The sequence below is a fragment of the Alicyclobacillus herbarius DSM 13609 genome (genome assembly GCF_000430585.1).
GTDB classification, from domain to species: domain Bacteria; phylum Bacillota; class Bacilli; order Alicyclobacillales; family Alicyclobacillaceae; genus Alicyclobacillus_G; species Alicyclobacillus_G herbarius.
Genome location: NZ_AUMH01000001.1, coordinates 267,723 through 293,107, shown reverse-complemented (window position 1 = coordinate 293,107; position 25,385 = coordinate 267,723). Strand labels below are relative to the sequence as shown.

The 25,385-nt window shown below is 58.6% G+C and carries 27 protein-coding genes and 1 other RNA gene; 2 read left to right on the top strand and 26 right to left on the bottom strand.

Going from position 1 to position 25,385, the window contains the following annotated elements:
• Positions 1 to 37 precede the first annotated feature (37 nt).
• Positions 38 to 325, bottom strand: coding sequence for a transposase (locus tag H522_RS0101440; RefSeq protein ID WP_026960938.1), 288 nt, complete (start codon positions 323 to 325; stop codon positions 38 to 40).
• A 28-nt stretch (positions 326 to 353) separates the two neighbouring features.
• Between H522_RS0101440 and H522_RS16890 the strand changes: the two genes are divergently transcribed.
• Complete coding sequence (locus H522_RS16890) at positions 354 to 812, top strand: DUF4268 domain-containing protein (protein ID WP_081411759.1); 459 nt, start codon at positions 354 to 356, stop codon at positions 810 to 812.
• A gap of 434 nt (positions 813 to 1,246) precedes the next feature.
• Here the strand turns inward: H522_RS16890 and rnpB are convergent.
• The 21 genes from rnpB to rpsU all read right to left on the bottom strand — a co-directional run bounded on the left by rnpB (position 1,247) and on the right by rpsU (position 19,857).
• Positions 1,247 to 1,699, bottom strand: an RNA gene (gene rnpB, locus H522_RS20235) — RNase P RNA component class A.
• A gap of 158 nt (positions 1,700 to 1,857) precedes the next feature.
• The gene (locus H522_RS16885) at positions 1,858 to 2,103 is read right to left on the bottom strand and encodes a heavy-metal-associated domain-containing protein (protein ID WP_035451986.1); all 246 of its coding nucleotides are present in this window, start codon (positions 2,101 to 2,103) and stop codon (positions 1,858 to 1,860) included.
• A gap of 8 nt (positions 2,104 to 2,111) precedes the next feature.
• On the bottom strand, positions 2,112 to 3,224 hold the full coding sequence (locus H522_RS0101425; protein WP_026960937.1) for a Nif3-like dinuclear metal center hexameric protein: 1,113 nt from the start codon (positions 3,222 to 3,224) through the stop codon (positions 2,112 to 2,114).
• Positions 3,221 to 3,970, bottom strand: a complete 750-nt coding sequence (locus H522_RS20230) for a tRNA (adenine(22)-N(1))-methyltransferase (RefSeq protein WP_051343617.1) — start codon at positions 3,968 to 3,970, stop codon at positions 3,221 to 3,223. Before H522_RS20230 ends, H522_RS0101425 begins: the two co-directional genes overlap by 4 nt.
• 83 nt (positions 3,971 to 4,053) lie before the next feature.
• On the bottom strand, positions 4,054 to 4,653 hold the full coding sequence (locus tag H522_RS0101415) for a YdcF family protein (RefSeq protein WP_026960936.1): 600 nt from the start codon (positions 4,651 to 4,653) through the stop codon (positions 4,054 to 4,056).
• Positions 4,654 to 4,818: 165 nt separating this feature from the next.
• Positions 4,819 to 5,952: an acyl-CoA dehydrogenase family protein gene (locus H522_RS0101410; protein WP_026960935.1), complete on the bottom strand. Its 1,134-nt coding sequence runs from the start codon at positions 5,950 to 5,952 to the stop codon at positions 4,819 to 4,821.
• A gap of 214 nt (positions 5,953 to 6,166) precedes the next feature.
• Positions 6,167 to 7,342 carry an RNA polymerase sigma factor RpoD gene (rpoD, locus tag H522_RS0101405; RefSeq protein WP_051343615.1) on the bottom strand — a complete coding sequence of 392 codons (1,176 nt, stop codon included), beginning with the start codon at positions 7,340 to 7,342 and terminating at the stop codon, positions 6,167 to 6,169.
• Between the two features lie 32 nt (positions 7,343 to 7,374).
• Positions 7,375 to 9,189: a DNA primase gene (gene dnaG / locus H522_RS16875; protein WP_035451984.1), complete on the bottom strand. Its 1,815-nt coding sequence runs from the start codon at positions 9,187 to 9,189 to the stop codon at positions 7,375 to 7,377.
• A 321-nt stretch (positions 9,190 to 9,510) separates the two neighbouring features.
• Positions 9,511 to 10,338, bottom strand: a complete 828-nt coding sequence (locus H522_RS16870) for a pyruvate, water dikinase regulatory protein (protein ID WP_155836111.1) — start codon at positions 10,336 to 10,338, stop codon at positions 9,511 to 9,513.
• Positions 10,339 to 10,365: 27 nt separating this feature from the next.
• Positions 10,366 to 11,031: a transcriptional regulator CcpN gene (gene ccpN, locus H522_RS0101390; protein WP_211230626.1), complete on the bottom strand. Its 666-nt coding sequence runs from the start codon at positions 11,029 to 11,031 to the stop codon at positions 10,366 to 10,368.
• Positions 11,032 to 11,109: 78 nt separating this feature from the next.
• A complete protein-coding gene (gene recO, locus H522_RS20225) occupies positions 11,110 to 11,898 on the bottom strand; it encodes a DNA repair protein RecO (protein WP_051343613.1) in 789 nt (262 codons plus the stop codon).
• Positions 11,899 to 11,930: 32 nt separating this feature from the next.
• Positions 11,931 to 12,083, bottom strand: a complete 153-nt coding sequence (locus H522_RS20840) for a YqzL family protein (RefSeq protein ID WP_081411756.1) — start codon at positions 12,081 to 12,083, stop codon at positions 11,931 to 11,933.
• Between the two features lie 197 nt (positions 12,084 to 12,280).
• Positions 12,281 to 13,186, bottom strand: coding sequence for a GTPase Era (gene era, locus H522_RS0101375; RefSeq protein ID WP_026960932.1), 906 nt, complete (start codon positions 13,184 to 13,186; stop codon positions 12,281 to 12,283).
• 3 nt (positions 13,187 to 13,189) lie between these two features.
• Positions 13,190 to 13,648: a diacylglycerol kinase family protein gene (locus H522_RS16860; RefSeq protein ID WP_051343611.1), complete on the bottom strand. Its 459-nt coding sequence runs from the start codon at positions 13,646 to 13,648 to the stop codon at positions 13,190 to 13,192.
• Positions 13,649 to 13,700: 52 nt separating this feature from the next.
• Positions 13,701 to 14,183: an rRNA maturation RNase YbeY gene (ybeY, locus tag H522_RS0101365; RefSeq protein ID WP_155836105.1), complete on the bottom strand. Its 483-nt coding sequence runs from the start codon at positions 14,181 to 14,183 to the stop codon at positions 13,701 to 13,703.
• Entirely contained in the window at positions 14,180 to 16,300 is a 2,121-nt protein-coding gene (locus tag H522_RS0101360; protein WP_026960930.1) for an HD family phosphohydrolase, read from the bottom strand. The genes ybeY and H522_RS0101360 overlap by 4 nt, the downstream gene beginning before the upstream one ends.
• 70 nt (positions 16,301 to 16,370) lie before the next feature.
• Positions 16,371 to 17,297, bottom strand: coding sequence for a PhoH family protein (locus tag H522_RS0101355; protein ID WP_081411765.1), 927 nt, complete (start codon positions 17,295 to 17,297; stop codon positions 16,371 to 16,373).
• A gap of 144 nt (positions 17,298 to 17,441) precedes the next feature.
• Positions 17,442 to 18,656, bottom strand: a complete 1,215-nt coding sequence (gene yqfD / locus H522_RS16855; protein WP_051343610.1) for a sporulation protein YqfD — start codon at positions 18,654 to 18,656, stop codon at positions 17,442 to 17,444.
• Positions 18,653 to 18,949, bottom strand: a complete 297-nt coding sequence (locus H522_RS0101345) for a YabP/YqfC family sporulation protein (RefSeq protein ID WP_026960928.1) — start codon at positions 18,947 to 18,949, stop codon at positions 18,653 to 18,655. Before H522_RS0101345 ends, yqfD begins: the two co-directional genes overlap by 4 nt.
• A 253-nt stretch (positions 18,950 to 19,202) precedes the next feature.
• A complete protein-coding gene (locus H522_RS0101340) occupies positions 19,203 to 19,646 on the bottom strand; it encodes a GatB/YqeY domain-containing protein (RefSeq protein WP_026960927.1) in 444 nt (147 codons plus the stop codon).
• 31 nt (positions 19,647 to 19,677) lie between these two features.
• Positions 19,678 to 19,857, bottom strand: a complete 180-nt coding sequence (gene rpsU / locus H522_RS0101335; protein ID WP_026960926.1) for a 30S ribosomal protein S21 — start codon at positions 19,855 to 19,857, stop codon at positions 19,678 to 19,680.
• Between the two features lie 144 nt (positions 19,858 to 20,001).
• Between rpsU and H522_RS0101330 the strand changes: the two genes are divergently transcribed.
• Positions 20,002 to 20,937 carry a Na/Pi cotransporter family protein gene (locus H522_RS0101330; RefSeq protein ID WP_026960925.1) on the top strand — a complete coding sequence of 312 codons (936 nt, stop codon included), beginning with the start codon at positions 20,002 to 20,004 and terminating at the stop codon, positions 20,935 to 20,937.
• Here H522_RS0101330 and deoC read toward each other — a convergent pair.
• Genes deoC through prmA form a run of 4 tightly spaced genes read right to left on the bottom strand, consistent with a single transcriptional unit; the run spans position 20,911 to position 25,370 of the window.
• Entirely contained in the window at positions 20,911 to 22,209 is a 1,299-nt protein-coding gene (deoC, locus tag H522_RS20220; protein WP_051343608.1) for a deoxyribose-phosphate aldolase, read from the bottom strand. The two genes, H522_RS0101330 and deoC, sit on opposite strands and share 27 nt — an antisense overlap.
• A 13-nt stretch (positions 22,210 to 22,222) precedes the next feature.
• Complete coding sequence (mtaB, locus tag H522_RS16845) at positions 22,223 to 23,650, bottom strand: tRNA (N(6)-L-threonylcarbamoyladenosine(37)-C(2))-methylthiotransferase MtaB (RefSeq protein ID WP_051343605.1); 1,428 nt, start codon at positions 23,648 to 23,650, stop codon at positions 22,223 to 22,225.
• Between the two features lie 8 nt (positions 23,651 to 23,658).
• Positions 23,659 to 24,420 (bottom strand): RsmE family RNA methyltransferase, encoded by a 762-nt coding sequence (locus H522_RS0101315; RefSeq protein WP_051343603.1) that lies wholly within the window; start codon positions 24,418 to 24,420, stop codon positions 23,659 to 23,661.
• On the bottom strand, positions 24,420 to 25,370 hold the full coding sequence (gene prmA / locus H522_RS0101310) for a 50S ribosomal protein L11 methyltransferase (RefSeq protein ID WP_026960922.1): 951 nt from the start codon (positions 25,368 to 25,370) through the stop codon (positions 24,420 to 24,422). The genes H522_RS0101315 and prmA overlap by 1 nt, the downstream gene beginning before the upstream one ends.
• Positions 25,371 to 25,385 lie beyond the last annotated feature (15 nt).

The window sequence follows — 25,385 nt, the reverse complement described above, 5'->3', positions numbered from 1 at the left end:
CCTTCTTTGGCGAGCTGACAGACCAAAGAACGGCTATTTACTTCCGGCCCCAATTCGATTTTTTTCGTAACACATCCACCTGCATCGTAAGTTCACCGATCTTAGCCCGAGCCTCCTGCAACTCCTTCTCCAGCTCCTGCTCCCTCGTAGAGGGTCCGGACTGAAGTCCAGCCCGTCCGCCAGCCAGGAACGCTTCACGCCACCTGTAATACAGACTCTGGGCTACGCCATGCCGCCGACAAACCTCGCTGATGTTCGCACCGGGCATCATGCCCTCGAGCACGATGTTCATCTTTTCGTCCACTGTCCACTTACGTTCCGGCATCACGAACACCTCTACTTCATCTTAACCCATCCCTTCTGTCTGGGTTGACTCTGGGGCAAGTATATGGGAAGATCTCATAGCTCTCATTAAGCAAAAAGGAGTGTCACTTCATTCAAAAAACTCACCGACGACAGAGACGTGGCTTGGTGCTGGTGCGGGTCGGACAGGATTAACTTACGTTTATCTTGTTTGGAAAGAAGGACAAGTCGGAATTGGGCTTGATATAAACACGGGAAATCGGGATAAAAACAAACAGATTTTTGACGCCCTTTATGAACATCGGGAGCAAATTGAAATCGAGTTTGGACAACCGTTGACATGGGATCGTGGAGATGATCGCGTCACTTCACAACTACGGTATTTCATTAATAGCGGGGGCTGGAAAAACACCGAGAATCGCCAAGAGATTCAGCTTCAGATGATTGACGCAATGCAACGGTTTGCAAAGGCACTGGACAAGCATGTCAAAGCATTGCCCAAAATATAAAAACATCTATTTAGGGGTCTATAGGACTTAAAGACTATGGTACGGAACATAAGGCATTAAAATCGGACGGACAATGGCTTCGATGAAGACCTAATGGTCTTAGGAATTTAGTTAACGCTGGAGGCCTTTGACTTATTTATAATGCGACTGAGAGGGGAACCTGTAATTTCGGATACGATGATGTCAAGGAGGTGTGTAACTGGATTTCTGTCTTTCCTTAGGGGGGAAACTCTCCAAATCCCAATAACGGCGCGGAAAAGAGTAAGTACCTCTAGTTATAACTTTTCCAAAGTAGTTCTGACTTGGGTACGTTCGGAATATGCAGTAGCAGACTCCAAAGTCATACCCCATAAGGGATACTTACAATGAAAAACCGCACCATCTTGGGATTCATGCCAAAAATGATGCGGTCATCCTAAAAGGTATGTATAGCCAGAGAAAGCAAGCCTGTAAGCCGAGTTCTGTTCTCCGGTGCTGCAAACGGCGCCACGCCCGCCTGCAGGTTCAATGAACCTTTCTCGCAAGCCACGCGCCTCGCACTAGAGCGGCAACCATCTATCTAGGCCATCTGTTGCCAGATGGCTCCAGCGACCTACCCGAGCGCGCGACGGGCCACCGCATATGCGCTCCTATCCGGTCTTGCTCCGGGTGGGGTTTACCTAGCCAGCCTGTCTCCAGGCTGCTGGTGCGCTCTTACCGCACCGTTGCATCCTTGCCTGTGCACGCGCCGTCCAAGGACGGACACGGCCATCGGCGGTCTCCATTTCTGTGGCACTATCCCTAGGATTGCTCCCGCCGGACGTTATCCGGCACCCTGCCCTACGGAGCTCGGACTTTCCTCCCGTGCGGCCTTTCGGCACTGCACCGGCGGTTGCCCAGCTTACTTCCTCCGGCCTCAATGCAGCACATTCTAGTATAACGTAGTCCTCTGCGCGGCTCAAGCGGTATTTTTCTCCGCTTTGCCAGTCAGCAACACCACTTTAGACGCGAATGCCCCAAAAACATCATTTCCGTGCAATTAACGCGCATTAACCTTAGATTCTACTCAGCCAATGGTTTCCTGCACAGCGTGCCGTAAGGTGGCCGCATCCGTCAAGTCCTCATCGTAGGTGACCACGGCAAGGTTTTCGGACAAGTCGATGTCCACACCGCGGACGCCCTCGATTTGTTTGAGAGCGCGCGTAACTTCCTGCATGCGCATGCCGTGAACGGGAATCGTGACCGTATCCATATCATCACCTGGTTCTTCTCGGTTGTGGGAGCGGCTCGCGCTGGCGCGCAGTTGTAGCATGCCCTGTCCTACAACCAGGTAAACGGGTCCTCCCGGACCTCTGAGATGCGGACAGACAGGCCAGGCAGTCTGTCCGTGAGCTGCTGACGCATCGCTTCAAGCACGGGACGCTCAAGCGCCGCGTGCGTGGCATCAATGATGGCCAGCCCGTCCAGCCACGCGTCGGCCACCGTATGGTGATCACAATCCGACGTCACGAACACATCCGCTCCCTTAGCGAGGGCCGCAGCGGCCCATTTTCCGCCCGATCCGCCCAGCACAGCGACACGTTGCACGCGCTTGTCGGGTTCCCCGCCAAACCGAATGTGACTAAGCCCCAACGCGTCGCGCACCTGCGCCGCAAACTCTTGTAGGGGCAAAGGTTTCTCCAAGTTGCCGATGCGGCCAATCCCATACGCCTTGCCCATAATCTCAAGCGGATAGACGTCATAGGCAACCTCCTCGTACGGATGCGCCGCTAGCATCGCGCGCACCACCGCTTCTAGGCGCGACTCCGGAACCACCGTCTCTAACCTCACCTCGGCGGCTCGCTCCAGCTGCCCCACTTGCCCGAGAAATGGCTGTGTGCCCGGCAAGGGCAGGAAGGTTCCTTCGCCTGGCGTGTTGAATGTGCAGTGGCTGTACCGGCCGATATGCCCGGCACCAGCGGCACAGACAGCCTGAAGCACCTGTTCGTGATGGCTCTCCGGGACGAAAACGACCAATTTCCGCAGCCGGTCATCTTGTAGCCGGTCCAGGATATCGACGTCCGTCAATCCCAACTTCGCCGCCAATACGTCGTTCACACCGCCCTCCGCCACATCCAGATTGGTGTGTGCTGCGTAAATGGTCAGGTCGTGGGCTAGGGCCTCGGCAATGGTCCGGCCCTTGATGGTTGTCGTGTCAAGCTTCGGCAGCGGTCGATAAAACAGCTCGTGATGGGTTACTAGCATGTCCGCACCGGCGGCCACCGCCTCCTGCACGACCGGAAGCGATGTATCCAGGGCAAGCCAGACGGTTTCAACCGGCTTGTCCAAACGCCCCAGTTGGAGCCCAACCGGATCGCCCGGCATGGCCAGACGCGGCGGCGCCCAGGCCTCCAAAACACGCACCACATCCGCCGCAGTATGTACAGAACTCACGGTGCACCCGCTCCTTTCTCAAGCTGCTGTAACCAGTTCGCCAGCCACCGGCAAGCGTCCATCATCTGAGCCCGGCGCTCTCCGACTTCCTGGCGCGAGCTGGTGGCCATGCCTGTGGCGGCACGCTGCCAACGCGTCAGCTTATCCTGGACATAGTCGTACCACGCGGCGTTTGGATGAAGCAATAGATGAGGGCCGAATTCAAACGCCGCAGTGAGCGCAATCTCCTGGCCGGTAAAGGGGGCGTAGGCTGGGTCTAAACCGGTACCGGGGCGAAATTCGATCACCATGTAGGTATAACCGCTGTCCGATACGACGGTCTCACGCTCAATTTGCCACTGACGCTCATAAAAAAAGCGTCGGACGAGCCATACCCCGCCCATCGGCTGGGTGATGACGGAAGTGACCCGTTCGACCACGGCAAAATCGTGCTCAAGAATTTCGGTCGCCAACTGACCCCCGAGCCCAGCCAGGGTAATCGTATCCACCTCGCCAGGTTGTACGATGGAAAGCCCATAGCCTTGACGGACCGCAATCCGGTCTTCGAGTCCATGTCTCGCGACATTTCGCCGGGCGCGCTGCACCGGACCGGCGCGGACATCGCTCGCCACCGCCTTCACAATCCGATCCGCCTGCATCAGGTAGATAGGCAACAGGGCGTGGTCCGTTCCGACGTCTGCCAGGTGGGCCTGTCGGGGTACCCAATCGGCGACCTGCTGTAAGCGTGGGGAGAGTTCAATCGACAATCGCGGCATGTCCCCTTTCGTACGGGTACGTTTAGTGCGTGTCCCGAAAGTGGAGGTTCTGCCCCCTTTCTGAACAACCTCTTCTAGGATACCCGTAACAGGGAGAGTTGGCCATCACGCCAGTACTTCACCCAGGCAAACACTTCCCGTACAGCGTAGCGTAGCTCCCGTCGCGGGGACCAGGCGGCGAAACCCGACACGTCCATGCCCAGGTGGCGGGCTACCGCAAACGCGCGTGGCAGATGATAGTCACTGGTGACGATGATGGCGGTTTTCAGGCCCAGCCTGTCCATAACATGGCGGCTGTTGCGGAGGTTTTCCCAGGTATCGGCAGACAGCCGTTCCTCGACGATAGCCTCCGGGGATACCCCGTTGACGATCAAAAACCACTTCATCGAACTGGCCTCGGCCACCGATTCATCTTCCCCGCGCCCGCCTGTGACGATGAACCGCTCGACATAGCCGCACCGGTATAGGTGCAGCCCTGCACGCAGCCGCGCGCGCAAGGTCGGGCTGGGACGGTAGCCGTGCGTATAGGCGCCGAGGATGATGGCAACATCGGCCGGTTGCGGGCGGAACCGGCGGCCCCGCCGGCGGATGCTGTCCGCCGCCGCGATGCATCCGAGCGCGAGGCAGAGCCCGCTAGAAAGCACACCCATACCTGCCCAAACCGCCCAGTGCACGGCAACCGCCCCCTGTTCCTGTTCGGCCGCGGACTTCGGTATTCCACGGGCTTGGCTATTCCGCGAACTTGGACACGCCACGGATATGGATATACCGTGCCCGAGCCTACATCAATGTACGGCGATTGTGGGGCGAATAGACTACCGGCTTCAGGAAAACGGCACTTAACACCCCAGATGGCGAGCGATAACCAGGCGCTGCACCTCCGAGGTCCCTTCACCGATTTCAATCAGCTTGGCGTCTCGGTAATGCCGCTCGACCGGATACTCGCGCATGTACCCGTTGCCACCGAGAATCTGTACGGCCTGGTCACACGTGCGCGTACACATCTCCGACGCAAACAGTTTGGCGTACGCAGCCTGGAGCGAAAACGGCCGGCCCTGGTCATGCAGCCAGGCCGCTTTCAAGACGGCGTTCTTAGCGAGTTCAATCTGCATCGCCATGTCGGCCAGCTTATGTTGGATGGCTTGAAACTTAGAAATCGACTGACCAAACTGAACGCGCTGTTTGGCATACGCAAGGGCGGTGTCAAAGGCAGACCTCGCAATGCCCACAGCTAATGCTGCAATCGCCACCCGTCCTCCATCCAACGTGGACAGGAACTGGCGAAATCCGGCATTAAGGGGTCCGAGCAGGTTGTCTGCCGGGATACGTACGTCCTCAAAAATGAGTTCGGCCGTGTTGGAGGCGCGCATGCCCAGCTTTTCGTACGGTTTGCCCACCCGAAACCCGGGCGTGTCGGTGGATACGATGAACGCACTGATACCGCGATCGTCCGGATTGGTCAGGGCGGTAACCACGACAATCTGGGCAACGCCCCCGTTGGTGATGAAAATCTTGTTGCCGTTGATGACCCACTCATCGCCCTCGCGCCTGGCGGTCGTTCGCGTCCCGCCCGCGTCCGATCCGGCCCCAGGTTCGGTCAGGCCGAACGCCCCAATCGCTTGGCCGCTGGCCAACGGCTTGAGATACTGCTGCTTCTGCTGCTCGGTTCCGTATAGATAAATCGGCATGCAGGCCAGCGACACATGCGCTTCGTAGCTGAGACCCGTGCCACCGCAAGCGTAACCAATCTCCTCCACCGCCAGGCAGTAGGAGATAAGGTCGCCACCGGAACCCCCGTAGGCCTCGGGAAACGGGATGCCCAAGAGACCCAGCTGCCCCATCTTGTGAAAGACTTCAACTGGGAAGTGCTCGGTCTGATCCCATTCAGCTGCGTGTGGAGCGATTTCTGCCGCGGCAAAGTCCCGCACCATGTCGCGAATCATCCGCTGTTCTCGAGTCAAATCGAAATCCACGCGGTCATCCTCTCCTCACCGCTGCAACCGCAGCGTGTCACTGAACACTTTCAGAAAATATTATAAAACAGCCAAGAAAGCGCTTGCAAAACGTGGTGAAAAATACGCCCCGCCAAACGACAGGGCGGGGCACAAGCTTAAACCGCATGGAATTTGTATGGATGGTTAAGTTTAAACCGACACGCTCGCGTGTCTGCCGTACACGAGCCGCACTTTACTCGAGGAAGTCCTTGAGACGCTTGCTGCGGCTGGGATGGCGCAGCTTGCGTAAAGCCTTGGCCTCAATTTGGCGAATCCGCTCCCGCGTCACCCCAAATACCTTGCCGACTTCCTCTAAGGTGCGCGTCCGGCCGTCATCCAGACCAAAGCGCAGGCGTAGGACGTTTTCCTCCCGCTCGGTCAACGTGTCCAGCACGTCCTCCAGCTGTTCCTTGAGCAGCTCATACGCGGCCGCATCCGCCGGCGCCAGAGCTTCGTCGTCCGGAATGAAGTCGCCCAGGTGCGAGTCGTCCTCTTCGCCGATAGGGGTCTCCAGCGACACCGGTTCCTGGGCAATCTTCTGGATTTCCCGGACCTTGTCCGGGCTCATGTCCATCTCCGCCGCGATTTCCTCTGCGGTCGGTTCGCGCCCCAACTCCTGCAGGAGCTGACGCGACACCCGGATGAGCTTATTGATGGTCTCGACCATATGCACCGGAATCCGGATGGTCCGCGCCTGGTCCGCAATCGCCCGCGTAATGGCTTGGCGAATCCACCACGTGGCGTAGGTGCTGAACTTATACCCTTTGCGGTAATCAAACTTCTCGACAGCCTTGATGAGCCCCAGATTTCCTTCCTGAATCAGGTCCAAAAACAGCATCCCGCGGCCTACGTAGCGCTTCGCGATGCTGACGACCAAGCGTAGGTTGGCCTCCGTCAACCGGCGCTTTGCCTCTTCGTCGCCTTCCTCAATCCGCTTCGCCAGCTCAATTTCTTCCTGGGCCGACAACAACGGCACCCGACCAATCTCCTTGAGATACATCCGCACCGGGTCACTGATCTTGACCCCGGGGGGCATCGTCAAGTCATTTAAGTCAATGTGTTCACCGTCTTCTGCATCGGTGTCCGGTTCCGCGTCGTCGTGACCCTCCAAGTGGAAGTCGTCCTGCTCTTCCTCGTCCTCATCAACATCGTGGTCTCCACGGACCTCGATGCCCATCTCCGACAGTTGATCAAACAAATCGTCCAGCTGATCCGGGTCTTGCTGCTCCAATCCGGTCAAACGCTTCGTGATCTCGGCGTATGTCAAGAAGCCTTTTTTCTTCCCCAACTCCATCAGCTGGGCCTTTGCATCCTGAAGGGTGTACTCGCGGCTATTGTCGCGTGTTTCTCTCTGTATCTCTTTCTTCATCGACTCCCCGCCTCCTTCCCCCCTCGCTCGCATCAGCCGAGAAGGGGCCGTTTCAATCGTTGGATCTCCTGCTGCAGCGTCTCCGCTTTCTGTCGCAACGTCTGTGCCTGTATCGCGTCCCCGCGCACTTGCGCGTACCCGCTGTCAATCAGGGCTTGCCGCCATGCCGCCTCGAGCGTGTTCAATCGAACCGTGCGCAGATACCCCATCATCTCCGACGCGTCCATCTCAGGAATGTCTTCCACCAGCAAGGAACTCGCAAAGCGGATGAGGTCCGGATCGTCCAAGGAATCTAAAAAAGATTGAACATCCCCCGAGCTGTGGGTCGCAAAAAATGCATAAATAAACGCCAATAAAGCCGTTTGCTCGGGAGTGGCCAATTCATCCACACCTTCATCCATAAGCAACTGGCGCGCCTTGTCATCCGTCAGCGCAGCCTGCAAGAGCCTGCGTCCAGCCAATACGTACCCAGGCTCCAGTGATCTACGAGGGGTTTGCTCGTGGACCTTAGCTGCCGGGGCATGGCGCCGTTTAGGCCGAAGACGCTTGCCGATGGATGCCAATTCCTCTTCTAACGCCTCGCGCGAAACATGAAACTCCTGCGCCAGACTGCGCAGATGAGTGTCCCGCTCGATGGGGGACGCCCGCTCCCACAACACCTGCAGGGCTTTGTGCAAAAAATCGGTACGCCCAGCCACCTGACTGAGGTCCGCCTCGGCCCGCAGACGCGAGATGAGAAATTCGACCGCCGACATGGCTTGATGAAAGATTAACTGACGAAATGCGGACGGACCTTCCTGACGAATGAACTCGTCCGGATCGACCCCTTTGGGGAAGACGGCAATCCGCACTTCCAACCCGGCCTCTTCGGCGATTTCCATCGCCCGCACGGCCGCCGATGTGCCTGCCGAATCGCCATCATAGGCGATGACTAGCCGATTGGTCATCCGTTTCAGCCGACCGGCTTGCTCTAGCGTAAACGACGTGCCGAGACTGGCCACCGCATTCTCGACACCGGCCTGCCACGCGGAGACGACATCCAAGTTCCCTTCCATCAGCACGGCTCGATCCGTTTGGCGAATGGCTCGTCGGGCCGCATACAGGTTGAAGAGGAGGCGCCCCTTGTGGAAGATTTCGGTCTCCGGCGAATTCAGGTACTTTGGCTTGCCGTCTGGAGACAAAACACGTCCTCCGAACGCGACCACGCGCCCCTGTCCGTCTTGGATGGGAATCATCAACCGGTCGCGAAACCGGTCGACCATGCGTCCCCCCAGCTCCACCACCAAACCTGCATCCACCAGGAGACGGTCTGTGAACCCCCTGCGCCGCAAAAACGAATACAAGGTTTTTCCGTCAGCGGGCGCAAACCCGAGCCGAAAGTCCATCGCGCTTTTCCGCGAAATTTTCCGGCCTTCCAGATAGCTTAGGGCTTGCACACCGGCAGACGTATTCATTAAAATGTAGTTGTACAGTTTCGCCGCCAAATCATGAGCCTGATACATCGCCTCCCGTCGGTTCTTTTGGGATGAAACCGTTTCGGAGGAATCGGGTTCAAAAGGTAATGGCAGATTGGCCCGGCGCGCTAAGGCGACAACCGCCTCTTGGAAGTCCAGACCCTCCATATCCATCACGAATCGGATTACGGTTCCACCCGCACCGCAACCAAAGCAGTGATACAACTGACGGTCGGGCGATACTGAGAACGAGGGTGTTCGCTCGTTGTGGAAAGGGCAAAGCCCGACAAAGGAGCGACCCGAGCGACGCAGCTGGACGTGCTCCGAGATAACGTCCACGATATCCACCCGCCGCCTGATTTCCTCGACGAACGAATCTGGAATGCGAGACATCTCATCACCCTCCCGCCCCTCAACATCCGTGGCACGCGGAAGTGGGAGACCGCCATCCGTTCGTATCCTGCTTACAAATCAGGTATTCTACAGGAACCCCGATTTTTCCTCCCTACAAACAAAAATCCTTTGCGAAACGTGGCGCAACATGTCGACAGCCTTGACACCCCGTTGTAGTGACTCATTCTAGTCAGGACTGTCGTATGGCGTTTCGGACTTTTGTCACAAACATTGTCTATTATCGACGGGCACTGGGCAATTTATCCTTCGTGCTGCGCTCCATGTACCCGTCCATTTCAACATATGGCGCCGATACCGAGCTTATGTGCGCGAGTGCTTTTCCCGCTTGTGAATATATTCGAGAATGATACCCGCGGTCTCTTCCACCGCTTTGTCACTGACGTCAATGACAAAGCACCCCAACCGCCGCATGATCTGTTCGGCGTAAGCAAGCTCCATCTCAATCCGCTCGTGGCTGGCGTAGTTCGCGGTCGGTGTCAGGCCGAGCGAGCGCAGGCGTTCCCGTCGAATCGCGTTTAACTTATCCGCGCGAATCGTGAGCCCCACAACCTTGCCTTTATCTCGAATTTGAAACAGTTCCTCGGGAGGATTGACTTCCGGTACCAATGGGACGTTGGCCACCCGCATGCGCCGGTGTGCCAAATACATGCTGAGCGGGGTCTTCGAGGTCCGCGAGACGCCAATCAGGACAATGTCCGCCCGTTCGAGTCCGCGCGGATCGCGCCCGTCATCGTACTTCACGGCAAACTCCACCGCCTCGACACGGCGGAAATAGTCCTCGTCCAGTTGATGCACTAACCCCGGTTTGCGCCGCGGGGGCTGACCGATAACCTGCTCGAACGCGTCCATCATCGGGCCCATGATATCCACGGCGTGCACACCAAGTTCGTTCGCCCTCTGCAACAGTCGTTCGCGCAATCCCGGAAGCACCAGCGTGAAGGCGATGATAGCCTGCTCTTCGTACGCGCTTTGTACGACCTCGTCAATGACCGCAGCACTATCCACGTGCGACACCCGCCGCAGTTCAAAATTTCCGCCGTCAAACTGACTCGCAGCAGCCCGAGCGACAAACTCGGCCGTCTCACCGACGGAGTCGGAAACAACATAAATGATTGGCAGCGTCACCAGATCCACCTCTTGTCCTCCATTCGCCACTCAAACTTCATGGTATGCCCCCAGCTCCACGAAGGCGCGCGCGATGGTGGTCTTGGAAACCCTTCCGATGAGCTCGAGCTCTGGATCTGCAGCCTCAGCCTGACCCGGCTCTCTCTCCTTTTCCCGCACCACGGGCAACGAATCCACTTCGTTCTGAACCATGCGCAGCGCCGCCTCGTACAGGGACTCCTCCGGGTGAGCCGTAACCACGTGCGCCCAGCGGGTCATCGCCACATTCACCGGGACATCGTGAATGTCTCCGCCGCCAATGGCCACTTTGAGCAAGTCCTTCCGCGAAATGACGCCAACCGGTTGCCTGTCACGCACCACGATTAACGTTCCCACGTCCTCCATGAACATCGTCACGATGGCGTTGTAGACGGATTCCGTTTCCTCAATGACCGTAGGGACCGATTTGTAGTCTTTGACTTTCAACTTACGCAGGGCATCTCCAAACAGATCTGCATTTTTCTTGCCGCTGTAAAAATACCCTACGCGCGGGCGAGCGTCCAGATACCCAGCCATCGTCAGAATCGAGAGGTCTGGCCGCAGTGTGGCCCGGGTTAGCGACAACATCTCCGCAATCCGTTCACCTGTGATGGGACCGTGCCGCTTGACGATATCGAGAATCGTTTGTTGTCGTTTGGTTAACTCGATGGTCCTCACCCTCCCGCCTAACCCTCTGGCATAGGCAAGTCAGAACGATACCTTATATAATAGCATTTTTCGCGAATTCGAGCCGCGCTACAAATTCAGGCTGTCGAGAAAACGGGCAGACTTCATAGACAGACCGGCATATTCGGTGAGCTGATGACGCAGCACAGCGCGCAACCGCTGCTGGGAATCTGCGGACAACTGGATGCGGCCGATGCGTGGCCACGGCACCGTAGAAAACTGTTCAAGTACACGTGCCAGTGCGGGGGAGAGCCAGAACAGGCGTTGTGGGTCTTCCTGCGCGGAGCAAATGGGGCATAGTAAACCGCCCTCAGCTCCGTCATAGGCAATACGTCCTGGAGGGACGTCATCGTGCCCGGAGGTCCGCCCGGGATGGACGACGTCGTGACCACAGCGGACACAGGTCAACCAGGATGGACTGGCGCCGAGCCAACGGAGAAGCTTTGCCTCCCAGACGAGCGAGGTCAAGCTCGCCTCGTCCGGGTGGGCGGCGAGTCGATCGAACGCTCCTTCCACCAACCGATAGAAAGCTTCGCTCCCGACAGGGGTCTGCTCGGCCACCCGTTCGGCCAGCTCGGCAAAATAGGCGGCATACGCCGCCAATTCCAGCTGCTCACGAAGCTTTCGGCGGGAGTCGGTCACCTCGGCCTGCAGCAAAGTGCCCATCCCATGGCCGCGCCGGATAGAATACACCCCTTGTACGCCAAGCTGCACAGCCGTGGCGAACCGGCTCTGAGGCTTCTTGGCGCCCTTGGCCATGACCCCCATTTTTCCGGACGGAGTCAGCAGGGTGACAATGACATGGTTTTCCCCATAAGCAAGACTGCGCACAACCGTTGCTTCCGTATTGAAAATCAATCTCGGTACCTCGATTCCGCCGTTAAAACCACCTAGGAAGACTGAATCGCATAGGTTTCCGGCCCACTGTTCTCCGCCTCGGTCTCAGTTTGCTCCTCGTCAGCTAACTCCTGCTCTGCCTTGAACAGTAGATACGCCTCAATGTCTCCGGTCATTGTAAAGTAACGCCATGAAAAGTCCCGCACGCAATCATCCCCTTGTGACGTGTTGCGTGGTACAGAAATTCGCGTCCGGAAAGGCCGAACAACCTATAACGTAGACAGAACAACCTATAACGTAGACATCTGTAGCATCCCGCCCACGCAGCCCCCTATACAGGGAGGAATTTGGCAGGAATACAGACGCCGCAAGGGTTTGCGGGACGGCGTGGCATTGGCGTGAACTACTGTTGGTCAAATCCCCACCGGTGCAAGAGGCTCGGCTCGTTCCGCCAATCTTTGCGCACTTTGACACGCAACTCGAGAAAGACCCGAGTTCCAAACAGGCTCTCCATTTCTCGACGCGCCAAGGCACCCACCTCGCGCAGCATCTGCCCGTGTTTGCCGATGAGAATCCCTTTTTGACTGTCCCGCTCGCAGTAAATCACGGCATAGCTGTATAAGACCCCATTTTCTCGGCGTTCCAGGTGTTCAACGTCCACCATAACCGAGTGCGGAACTTCTTCACGGGTTAACCGCAGCACCTTTTCCCGAATCAATTCGGCCATGATGAATCGTTCCGGATTATCCGTGACCATCTCGTCCGGGTAGTACTTTGGCCCTTCCGGAAGTCGTTCCGTAATCAACTCGCGCAGGGTGTCCACCTGTGTCCCTTCTCGGGCCGAGATGGGGACGATTTCGGCAAACGCAAAACGGTCTTTGTATTCGGCCATCATCTCCAGAACCGCCGGTTTGGCCACTGCATCCACCTTGTTAATCACGAGAAATACCGGGGTATGCACCCCTTTGAGCAAATCGATAACATGCTCATCCCCTGGGTGGTTTGGCGTGGTCGCGTCGCAGACTAGGAGAATCAGGTCAACCTCGCGCAAGGTCGCCACCGCTGCTTCCACCATGTACTCACCGAGCCGGTGACGGGGCTTGTGAATCCCTGGCGTATCAATGAATACCGCCTGCGCGTGGTCGGTAGTCAAAATCCCGCGGATACGGTTGCGGGTGGTCTGCGGGCGATTGGACATGATGGCCACCTTCTGCCCAACCAAAGCGTTAAGCAGGGTCGACTTGCCGACGTTCGGCCGACCGATTAAGGCGGCGAATCCGGAGCGAAACGAGCGCTTCTCCTCATTCATGGGTTAGTCCTCCTTGCGCAACCAAGCCAGTGCAGCAGTCGTCCACAGCGCCACGAGGACCACGGCATTGAGGACGGCCGCCGCAGCAAATTGATGACTGAACAGGCGCCAGTGCCATGGGTATAAGTTCACGGCCATGAGCACCGCTACGGCCACGCTCGCCACGGCCAAAATCAAGACGGCCCCTGCGGCGCAGTCTTTGGCCATCCGCACCAAGGGATGAAACGCCCCCTCGGCGATCCGGTCGCAGATGCATTCGACGGCTGTATTCATGAGTTCCGCCGCGAGAACCAAGGCCATGCACAGCAATAACACGCCCGCCTGGATAAGAGAAGGCCGGACAATCAATTCGGCCACCAGGACGACGCTCGCAGCCAGGATGTGTAAGCGCAGGTTCCGTTCACTGCGAATGCCGGCCAGGATCCCCGAGAACGCGCACGCAAAGGAACGCCTCAGCGGCATGGGGCGCCGTCCGCGCCCACGTCTGCCCCCGCGGGCGTCCTGAGTTTCTGGACTAGTGCGTGGCATCCCTGGTCAGCCCCAAATCCGCCAGCACTTCTTCCTGGATGGTGAACATTTGTCGTTCACTCGCCTCATCCTGATGGTCATAACCATTCAGATGCAGGAACCCGTGCACGAGCAAAAACGCGACTTCCCGATATACAGTGTGCCCATACTCCGCCGCTTGGCGTACAGCCGTCGGCATGCTGATGACTATATCCCCGAACGGCACGGGCTCCCCTGGAGGCAGGGGCATCTCCTCGCCTTCACTAAGCGAAAACGATAACACGTCGGTCGGCCGGTCAATGCCGCGATACGTGTGGTTCAACTCGTGGATCTCGGCGTCGTCTACCAGCGAAACCGAGACCTCGCCGGATACATCCAGGCGTGTTGCGGCTGCCTCCAGCACGCGCGCGACAAACGCCTCATCCACATCCGGCGCCTCGTCCATGTTCACCCGTATATCCAAATCCACAATGAGCCGGTGGTCACTCATCCCTTCGCCACCTCCTTGCGGATTTTGTCTGGATCGGGATATTCAATGCGGGAGTGATAGATCCCCTTTAAGGTTTTCATAAACGCCCCCACCATCGCATCTAAATCCTGTAGAGTCAAATCGCACTCATCCAGTTGTCCGTCCTGCAGCCGATCTCGAATGATCTTTCGGATGACGCCCTCCACGCGATTGGGCGTGGGTTTTGCCATGCTGCGCACAGCCGCCTCGACGGCGTCACAGATCATGACAATCGCGCACTCACGAGTTTTCGGCTTGGGCCCAGGATAGCGAAAGTCGTCCACCTTGACTGTTCCGTTTTTGTCTTGCTCCCGCGCTTTGTTGTAGAAGTACCACAAAATTGTCGTCCCGTGGTGAGTGGCGCAAATGTCGCGAATCGGCTTTGGCAGGCCGGCCTCCTCCAACATCGCCAGTCCGTCCGTCACATGCGAGGTGATGATTAAGTGACTGAGACTCGGTGCAATCTTGTCGTGCGGGTTTTCGCCGTTCATCTGGTTTTCCACAAAAAATAAAGGGCGACGTGTCTTGCCCACGTCATGATAGTACGCACCCACTCGGCAGATGAGCGGATCGGCCCCGACAATTTCGGCCGCAGCTTCGGCCAGGTTCCCGACGATGAGACTGTGGTGATACGTGCCCGGCGCCTCCATAAGTACTTTCTTCAGCAACGGATTATTCGGATTGGATAACTCCAACAGGTGAATCGCCGTCAGCAACCCGAACGCACTCTCAAAGAAAGGCAGGACACCCATGGTCAGGATGGCGCTGATGACGCCATTGAGCGCCATTAGACCGACGTGCAGCAGAAACGTCTGCCAGCTGAGCGAATGGTCGGTCTGCAACAGGTGGCGGGTACTGACCGCGAGCACCCCGATGCCGGCAACTAAGAACCCGGCCCGCATAAACGTGCCGCGCGACGTCACCTTGGCGACGCCATAAGCGCCGACCAAGGAACAGACAATCCCTAAAAACGTATACCAGTAGTCAAACCCCAAGGCGGCACCGAACAAGAGCGATACGTAGAAGCTGCCGACCACGGCCAGGGAGGAATCCACAAGGACCGCGAGCAACATCGCCCCGAGCGAAATCGGGGTCAGATACGGCGTGGAAGCCGGTCCACCCGCGTTGATGATCGCCTTCGTCACGGCGATTAAGATGGCCATTAAGACGATAATCAGGCTCGTGACCAGGAGCATCAGGTTATCCAAGCGGCGGCGCGGTGAGCGGTGTTCGATGTAGACTGCGAGCAGTCCAACCGCGATAGCAATCATAAGCGCGAAGCCAAACACCATGCCGTAGTTCGGACGGGTACTATAGAGACCGACGTCGCGCAGTTTACTCAGGACGCCAGCGGTAACCACTCCGTTTTTAGAGACAATGACATCTCCTTGATGGATGAGAATATCCGATACGGAGTTTGCTGCGGCCTCCCGCGCCTGCTCTGTCTTCTCGCGTTGATAGACCATATTCGGTTTGAGGACGCTGACGACGATGTCCTGGACGACCGCCCGCGACGTCCGGTCCAAATCGTAGTTGAGCAGCCTGCTATCGACCAAAAGCCGGGCCTGCTGAGCAGACTGTTGGTTAAAAGGAGCGCCCAAAAGGTCTTTGACGATGCTATCGGATACGGTTTGAGTGTCGTGGATTTGCCGCGGCGTCATGCCAATCAGGGTCTTGAGCGTGGCAGCCGAGACCTTGGCCGGTGCCGCCTTCTCAACCGTCTGCAGCTTCTCCTCTTTGGTCATGGACTTGTTGGCCACCGTTTGCGCTGCCGTCGTCAACAACTTGTCCACCGCGGCCAGCGCATTGGTCTCCACTTGCGACGACATTTCGTACTGTTTCGGAACCTTGTCCATGGCGGCTTTTCGCGCCGCCTCGGTGGCCTGTGTATCGACCGCGGTGATGGGCGCCCGAATCGTGACCGGGCTGATGTCACCAACCGAGAACTGATAGCGTACGGGCAGGATGCTATCCAAGAGAACCAGATACAAAACCACGCCCAGAAGTATGTATATCCCGATACGAATCCGCCTGTGAGAACGGAACGTATCGTCTTCGAGGTACCGGCGTATGGCCTGACCCCATCTACGAAACATCATCCGTGCAACCCCTCGACCCTTCTCGTGCCTTCAGGGAGAGCCAAAATGCGCCCCCCGTGTGCAGCTTGATTCACACGTTGTCGTTTTCGAGCGGATCCATCCGTTCATAGGCGTCGATAATCTTCTGGACCAAGTGGTGGCGCACCACGTCATGACCGGAAAAATAATGAAACGCAATCTCCGGGATGGACTTTAAGATGCGTGAGGCTTCGATGAGCCCGGACAGGCGTCCGCTGGGCAGGTCAACCTGCGTCACATCGCCTGTAATCACCATCTTCGAACCGAATCCCAGTCGTGTCAAGAACATCTTCATCTGTTCCGGCGTGGTATTCTGGGCCTCGTCCAAGATAACGAAGGAATCGTCCAATGTTCGGCCGCGCATGTAGGCCAACGGAGCCACTTCGATGGTCCCCCGCTCCATCGCCCGCGCCACCTGTTCGGCTCCATACACATCATACAGACTATCGTACAACGGACGCAGGTACGGATCGACCTTTTCCTGCAAGTCTCCCGGCAAAAAGCCAAGCCGCTCCCCCGCCTCCACCGCCGGGCGGGTCAGGATGATGCGCTTAACGTCCCCGCGTTTGAGCGCGTTCACTCCCATCGCGACGGCCAGATACGTTTTGCCTGTGCCGGCCGGACCAATGCCAAACACGATATCGTACTTCTGGATGGCTTCCACGTAGCGACGCTGTCCGACCGTCTTGGCGCGCACGACCTTGCCGCGGTGCGTGATTGTGACCTCCGAGGTGAATAGGTGGACCAATTCCTTCAGCTCACCGTTTTGCGCCAGTTCGATTGCGTAACGATAATCACCTTCGGACAACTGTGCACCAAGCTCTGTGAGTCTGGAAATGGTACGCACGATATCGACCATTTCCTCCACCTCAGCTTCCTCACCAATAAAAGAAACCTCGGTGCCGCGGATGACGACTTTTGCCCCGTATGCCTCATCGAGCAAGCTGAGCAGCAAGTCGCCCGGACCCAAGGTGTGCATCGCTTCCTCATTGTTCGCAAAAACCCATTTTCGGCACGTCGTTTCCCCGGCCAACCAACTACCAGCTCCTTCGTCAAGACACCGGCTGTACCCTAGAGGTAATCCGGAAAGGGTCAGAACACACACTGATACGGGTAAAAGCGGTCAGGCAGAACCCGTATTTGGCGCCACCTTATGTTTCTCAGGTGCAGGGGGAATCGGCGCTTCGGTGGCGATGTCCTCCTCGACCCGAGTAAAGACTTTTTCGTATAGCTTACCATGCGACACTTTCCGCTGTAAAACCTTTTGCTCAAGAACGACCCCATCGCCTCCCATTTGTCGACGCACGTCTGCCTTAGCCAAGGTGAGGGCCCGTTTTTCCGCCTCCGCCACGGAACTTTCCACCGCCTGCGGGTGGGCTTCGTAGACGGTCACCGTCTGTAGTTGCACCGGGAGAAGCCACTTGCCAATGTGCCACTGTGTTTCATCCGTACGCTCCACAGAAGCCTGGTAACGCGGCTCCTGCCATCCCCACACCCGGACAGCCAAGGGACCAAGCCGTAAGTATTCGCGCTGTACCGACTTACCGGTCAATCCGGATTGCGTCACCTGCATCGGCAGGGAAACCTGTGAGGTGTACCAAACCTCGGCCCAAACCTGCCCCTCGGCCGGAACTTCCTTCCCATCCGCCAGCAGTCCAGAGATTAAGAGCTGACCAGCCTGAACCACCTGCCCGGGCTTGACCACGGCCTTGCCGCGGCTGGCGAACACGCGACGGATGGTGGCCGGTTTGGCAGCGACGACGTTATGCGGCTCATCTCGCTCTTCCAATACGCCAGGGATTTTCTCCACCGCTTCGATATGCGCAATCGTCCCTTGCACATTTACCCCAACCCAGGTGAGATTTGGCAGACGCTTTTGGATATCCGCCTGGATTCGATCCATATCCGCCAGGCGCCCTCGCCAAGCGCCCACGTACAGTCCAGACTCGGCTGCAGCCTGCCGAACCGCTAATGCGGTATCCTCCGGGACCCCGTCAATCGTCACGCGCCAGATGACCTGGCTTTGCGTATACACCAAGAACACGAATAACAGCATGCCCGCCACAAACGTTTTCCGCCGCTTGATGCGGCGCACCGTAAACGGCATCCCGGCCCGCTCGAGGAAGCGGATCTTCACCCGATGTCTGCGGCAAACCTGGTATACCGCCCCAAAGTCGCGAACCCCCGCCAACAAGGTGGCCGACTCCTGACCGAGACGAACGTGTCGCAGTTCAACGCCCTTACGCTGCAGTTCCACGATCACGTCCGGCACATCAATTCCGCGTAACTCCATATGTAACGACCCAAACCACCACTCTTGTACGCGTGTCCAGTTCATCGCCAACTCTCCTGACCGCGAACAAACTCAATATGGTCAACCCGTCCCTGGATGTGAATTTCCCCTGAGGCAGCAAAGGTCACCTCAAACCCGGTCCCCGTTAACCGGATGTGTGCATGTCCAATATCGACCACAATCTCCGTTTCCCCCACCCGCTCCAGGCCCACTATGTTCTCCATCACCACTTGCTGGTCCGCCAAAATGAGAACCCGCGCAACACCCGTTACCATGTCAGGGGGCAGCGACAACCATTGTGAGGCCTTTTGCTTCCACGCCTTGCGCAAGTTTCGCATGCACATCCCCCTCATTCCTGGGACGGACGCGAGCCAAAGCAGCCTATCCGCCCTCTCTAATCCGTATGAAAGACCAGGTCAAGCTATGCTCACCTCCCTATGCATCGCACGCTCCCGGGCATAAAAAAAGACCCGCCCACTGGCGAGTCGTATCCTCTTCAAATGTCCGATGCTCAAACTATGTTCAAAAAGGGAGGGATCTTCTCTCCGTCATTCCCGCGTTTCCGTTTCTCACCGTCGACGGTGCCGTCGGCTAGCTGAGCAATTCCTGCACGATGCGCTGCGCCGTCTTGCCATCCGCGCGACCGCGAATCTGCGGCATGAGTTGGCCCATCACCTTCCCCATATCGGCCTTGCTGGCAGCCCCGACCTCGCGAATCACCTCGACCGCCAACGCCTTCAACTCGGCCTCGTCGAGCGGCTTGGGCAGGTATTCACCTAAGACGGCGATTTCCGCCTCCGCCTGCTCCGCCAAATCCGTGCGTCCGGCCGCTTTAAAGGATTCCAAGGAGTCTTTGCGCTGCTTGACCTCCTTCTGAAGGACGGCGAGGACATCGTCCTCGGTCAACGGAGCGCCCGTTTCAATCTCTCGGTTTTTCAAAGCCGACCGCACCATGCGAATCACAGACGTGCGGAGTTTATCGCGGTTTTTCATCGCCTGCTTGAGGTCATCCGACAACCGCTCTGCCAAGCTCATGATGGAGCCTCCCTATCCTACCAATCCTGAATTAATACGAGCGCCGCTTTTTGCGCGCCGCTTCGGACTTCTTCTTGCGGGCCACGCTGGGCTTCTCATAGTGTTTCCGCTTGCGGATCTCGGCGAGCACACCGTCTCTGGCAGTCGCCTTCTTAAAGCGCCGGAGTGCACTGTCGATGGACTCGTTTTTGCGGAGTTTGATTTCCGACATCCCTATCCCTCCCTCCGACACTTTCAAATCAAGAATCAGGGCTAATTATAGTACAGCGAAAAAACCAGTGTCAAACCGCGCAGTTGCGAAACCGAGTCATGAATCAGCCTATACGTCCATACAAGTAGACAGGGGGTGTTGTCCATGTGGATTGCGGTATTGGCCGCCATCGTTTCACTCATCGTATTTCTCGGCGGCTTGCGGACCATGCGCAGCGGTCTGGAAGCCATGGCAAAGGGACGACTCCCTGTCATCCTGAATAAGTTCGTTAAGACCCCGACGCGCGGCATCGTCACCGGCACCGTGGTCACCGCCTTGGTGCAAAGCAGCGCCGCTATAACTGCCATCACCGTCGGTCTGGTGGCCGCCTCGAGCCTCGGTTTTCGCGACGCTCTAGGCATTGTTCTCGGGGCGAACATCGGCTCGACCATAACGCCCCTCCTGTTGACGATGGACCTTTGGGGTATCGCGATTCCGTGCCTGGGTATCGGCCTCGTCTTGGTCAGCCTGCGCCGCCCCCGCTTGTACGCGCCCGGGAAGGCCCTTATCGGCTTTGCCTGCGTATTCATTTCCTTGCAGACCTTGACAACGGCTCTCCACCCACTGACGACCACCAGTTGGTTTACCCGCACCCTCGCCGCGGCCGGCCACAATCCACTGTGGGCCATTTTGGTCGGTTGCACAGCCAGCGCCCTTGTGCAGTCCAGCACCGCGACCACCGTCGTCACCATGGCCCTGGTGGACAACGGGGCGATTCCACTGGTGGGCGGCATTGCCATGGTGCTCGGTGCCAACGTCGGAACCTGTCTGACGTCCGTCATCGCCGCCATCGGGCAGCCGCGCGCCGCCGTTCAAGTGGCCGTCGCGCACGTGCTCCTCAACGTCGCCGGCGTCCTGGTGTTTCTCCCATTTCTCGCCCCGTACAGCGAGTGGATGACCTGGCTTAGCCCGCACCCGAAGGAGCAAATCGCCAACGCCCACTCCATCTTCAACATTCTCTGCACCCTCGCGGTCTGGCCCGCCATCGGATCGTTCGCCCACTTCGTCGAGCGGCTAGTCCCCAATCAGGGCCGGACCTGAACTGGCGCCGATGCGACTGGCCCCCATGCGAAGGAAGGTCAACGCCTGGGCGTGCGTACGAATGCCCCCGGCCGCCTTGACCCCTCGATCGCCGTTCGCCGCGAGCCCGGCCATCTGCGCCATGACGGCCACGTCGACCCAGCGAGCCCCCGTTGGAGCAAACCCGGTCGAGGTCTTCAAAAAGTCCGATCCGGCCATAAGCGCCGCATACCCGGCCTTGACGACCTGGTCCAGAGCGAGGTAGTGCGTCTCCAAGATGGCCTTGACCCGCACCCCCGGATGACTGCGGGCGGCCTCGACCACGGACTGGACGTGGCGATATACCGTCCACACGTCGTCTTCACACATCGAGCCAATCGGAATGACCATATCGACTTCGTCCGCCCCCGCCGCAGCCGCACGGTGCACCTCGTCCGCCAGGACGTCAGGGTTCTCCGCTCCAAAGGGAAACCCGACCACGGTACAGACCTTCGTTGGACTCCCGGCCACCCGCTGCGCCGCCAACGAGACATGCTGAGGATGAATGCAGACGGCGGCACACCGAAGCCGTACGGCCTCCGCGAGGACCCGCTCGACATCCACCTGACTGGCCTCCGGGCGCAACAGTGTGTGCTCGAGCGCCCCTCGCACCTGATCTGCTGGACGATCAATCGGCAAAGGCAATCGCAAAGGCAGGGGCTCAGGCAGTGACGCCCCCCAATCCGTGGTCGCCTCGAGTTCCTTTCGGGTAACCGCCAAAACACGCGCCACATGCGCGGCGCCTTGGTCCCACAACTCAGAGAGACGCTCAAGGCTTAAGTCTGCCGGTGTCTGCCGCCAGGATTCCCAGTTGTCCCGATACCAGGTATAGAATACGTCGGCTTTATCCAACACCCACGACCAGTTCGCATAGCCGCGCTCGCTGTGCGCCTTCACGGCCTCGTCCCAGGGCAGGTAGCGTGCTCCCTGTACCTCTTCGGCCTGGTGCACTGGCTCGGCAGACGAATCCACCGGGCTCAGCAGAAACAGGCGCACCTGTTTGCGAATTGGACGACCTTCCCGTTCAATCCGATACTCCACGCGACCTAGGGGCCCCAGGATGCGCGCCGCGATGCCGGTCTCTTCGGCAATCTCGCGGACCGCGGCGTCCTCCCAGCGCTCTCCAGGTTCCAGGTGTCCCTTGGGAAACGCCACGTGTCCGTACGCATCGTCAATCATCAGGACTTCGCGCCCGCGCCGTCCTTCGCGTACCACCAGGCCGCCCGCTGCGCGTTCCACCGCCTCGTTTGCCATGCCATCTCCCCCTTTAGGCTTCCATCGCCCGCGCCCAGGCACCTACCTCCGGCCAACCGTCCGCGCTCTCGGTGACGCGCCCGATGAGTTCCGCAAACTGTACGTCATCCGTACACCGCGTTAGGCGCACCTGACAAACCTCGCCCGTCAGGTCTTCTGGCCGCCATTCGGGCGGCACCGGAAACGCGACTTTCAGGTAGTTGTCGGTTCGTCCAATCAACCAGAAACCGGCCTTGTCTTCCGGATCGACACCCGAACGTGGGACATCCGTGTACGGTTCTTCGGGAATCACCTCAAGCAACTTGCCACGCTGGCTTTCCGCATAGGCAAACGTCAACTCGCGGGACAACTTGAGCAGGCGCTGCGAGCGCTCCTCCTTAACCTCCTCCGGGACCTGGTCCGGGAATTTTGCCGCTGGCGTGCCCTTGCGCGGTGAGTAGGGAAAGACGTGCAGCTGCGCAAACTGTTGTGCACGGATGAATGCCTCCCCCTCCGCGAAATACGCATCCGTCTCCCCGGGAAAACCGACAATCACGTCGCTGGTCACTGCCACGCCGGGCAGCGCTTCGCGCAAGCGGCGCAGTTTTTCCGCGTAGGCCTCGACCGTATAGTGCCGGTTCATGCGCTTGAGCACCTGGTTATGCCCGGCCTGCAGGGGAATGTGCAGGTGACGGCAGACCTTTTTCGACCGGGCCAGTACCTCAATCAGAAAATCGTCGATCTCGCTGGCCTCAATGGAACTGATGCGAATGCGGTAAAGTTCGTCGATCGCCTCCAGGTCCTGGAGCAGATGCGCCAGTCGATATCCATTCAAGTCAGCTCCATAGCCGCCCGTGTGAATTCCCGTCAGGATAATCTCGCGGTAACCGGCCTTGGCCAACTTGCGGGCCTGGGCGACCACCTTTTCCGGCTGTCGGCTGCGGATGAGGCCGCGCGCCCAGGGAATCAAACAAAACGTACAGAAGTTGTTGCAGCCGTCCTGAATCTTTAGGTTAGCGCGCGTTCGTTCTTCAAAATACGGGACATCCAGCTCGTCAAAGGTGCGTGTTTTCAGGATGTTGCCGACCGACTTGCGCACGGACGGGAACGGGTTTTGTTCCTGACGAATCTCGTTCACCAGTTCCACAATCTTGGATTTGCGGTCGTTGCCCACGACCAAATCCACACCCTCAATAGCCGCCACCTCGTCGGCAGCGACCTGCGCGTAACACCCCGTGACGACGACCGTTGCCTCCGGATTGGTGCGCACAGCGCGGCGGATCATCTGGCGAGATTTGCGGTCCCCGGTGTTGGTCACCGTGCACGTGTTGATCACGTACACATCCGCCTCTTCTTCAAACGGTACCTGTTCATAACCAGCCGCTTTGAACCGCTGCCAGATACCTTCTGTATCATAAAAGTTCACCTTACAACCCAGTGTATGAAACGCCACCGTAGGCATGGCGCAATTTATCCTCCTAACTCGTGGAATTCGTACAGGATGGCGGCAGCAGCTGCAATGCCGGCGGTTTCCGTGCGCAGAATGCGCGGCCCCAAGGTCACCGAAGCCGCCCTTGCAATCTCCGCCCAGGCCTTGCGCTCGACGTCGCTCCAGCCCCCTTCCGGTCCGACCGCGACAGCGGCCCGGAGCGGTCCGCCCGCCATCAAACCGGTCTGCACCGCAGTCCGCAAGCCATAGGAATCCTCTTCCTCATCCAGCAAAAACACCCGCTCGACACCGAGTGATTGCAGCCACGTCGCCGCCTCCGAAATGGAGTAGACCAGCTCCACCTTGGGTATGACATCCCTTTGCGCCTGCGCTGCGGCTTCGCGAGCCACCCGCCGCCAGCGCGCCAGCTTGGCCTCGGCCCGACGAGGCTCCACGCGCGCCACCGAACGATTCGTCTGGAGGAGAACAAAGCCGGCCATCCCCAACTCGGTGCCCTTCTGCACGATGGACTCTATTTTATCACCCTTGGCCAAGCCCTGAATCAGATACAGCTTTAGTGCCGGCTCGTGGCCCGGCAACTCCTCTTCTGGGAGCACGACCATCGCCCCCGCGTCACGGTCAATCTCGACGATCCGCCCCAGGCACGCCCTGCCGCTGCCTGCGACGGCGACCGGCTCGCCCACGCGGGCCCGCAGCACGCGCGCAAAGTGATGTCCGTCTTCCCCATCGACCGTCAACCGCTGGCCAATTTGCGGCTCCTGGTCGACGAAAACCCGCGGCATCATCCTTCCTTCACCGCCACCAAGGCCAGCCAATCCCCACGCCGACGCCGCTGCGCAACGCGGAAGCCAGCCTCTGCCAACGCCGCCTCAATAGGTGGAGCCTGCGTGTCCACGTAACCGGAACTGATGAGTACGCCACCTGGCCGGAGCTTGGCTGCCGCCTGGGGAGCGAGCGCAATCACGATGTCACGCAGGATGTTAGCCACCGCCAGGTCAAATCCGGTCTCGGACACGGCAGTGAGCAGGTCCCCTTGCCGCACCCGCACCCGGTCACTGACTTCATTGTCTTGGACATTTTCCCGGGCAACATCGACGGCGACCGGATCGATATCAATGGCGGTCACATCGGTGGCACCCAACTTGGCCGCTGCGATGGCCAGGATAGCGGTGCCACAACCGATGTCGAGCACCCGCCTGCCCGGTTGCACCCAATCTTCCAGCGCTTCCAGGCACAACTGGGTGGTTTCATGCATGCCGGTGCCAAACGCCATTCCCGGTTCCAGGCGCAGGGCAATGCGCTCATCCGAGGCATTGTCGACATCCGCCCGCCAACGTGGCACAATCCGCAGCCGGCGTCCAATGGAGATAGGCTCAAAGTCCTGTTTCCAAACGCTGTCCCACTCACTCTCATCGACCAACCGCAGCTTGACACTCGCAAGCGCGTCGGTCACCGCGAGACCGCTTCGCTCTACGGCCGTGAGCGCATCCTCAATCCGCTCCCGGATCTCGGCCTCCGGCGTCATTTCCGGGAGGTACACCTGAATATACACGTACTCGGCGCCGGTCAACAACGAGTCGTCAAACCACTCCCCCCATTCCGGGTGCAGGGGTGCGGTAGACACATCGCCTTCCATGGCCACCCCTCCGACCTCTGGCCACTCCTGCAGGAGCGCTGCCAGCGCCTCGGCGGATTCACTGGGTACACGAACCGTCAACTGCCACCAACGCAAGGTTCCCATCCTTCC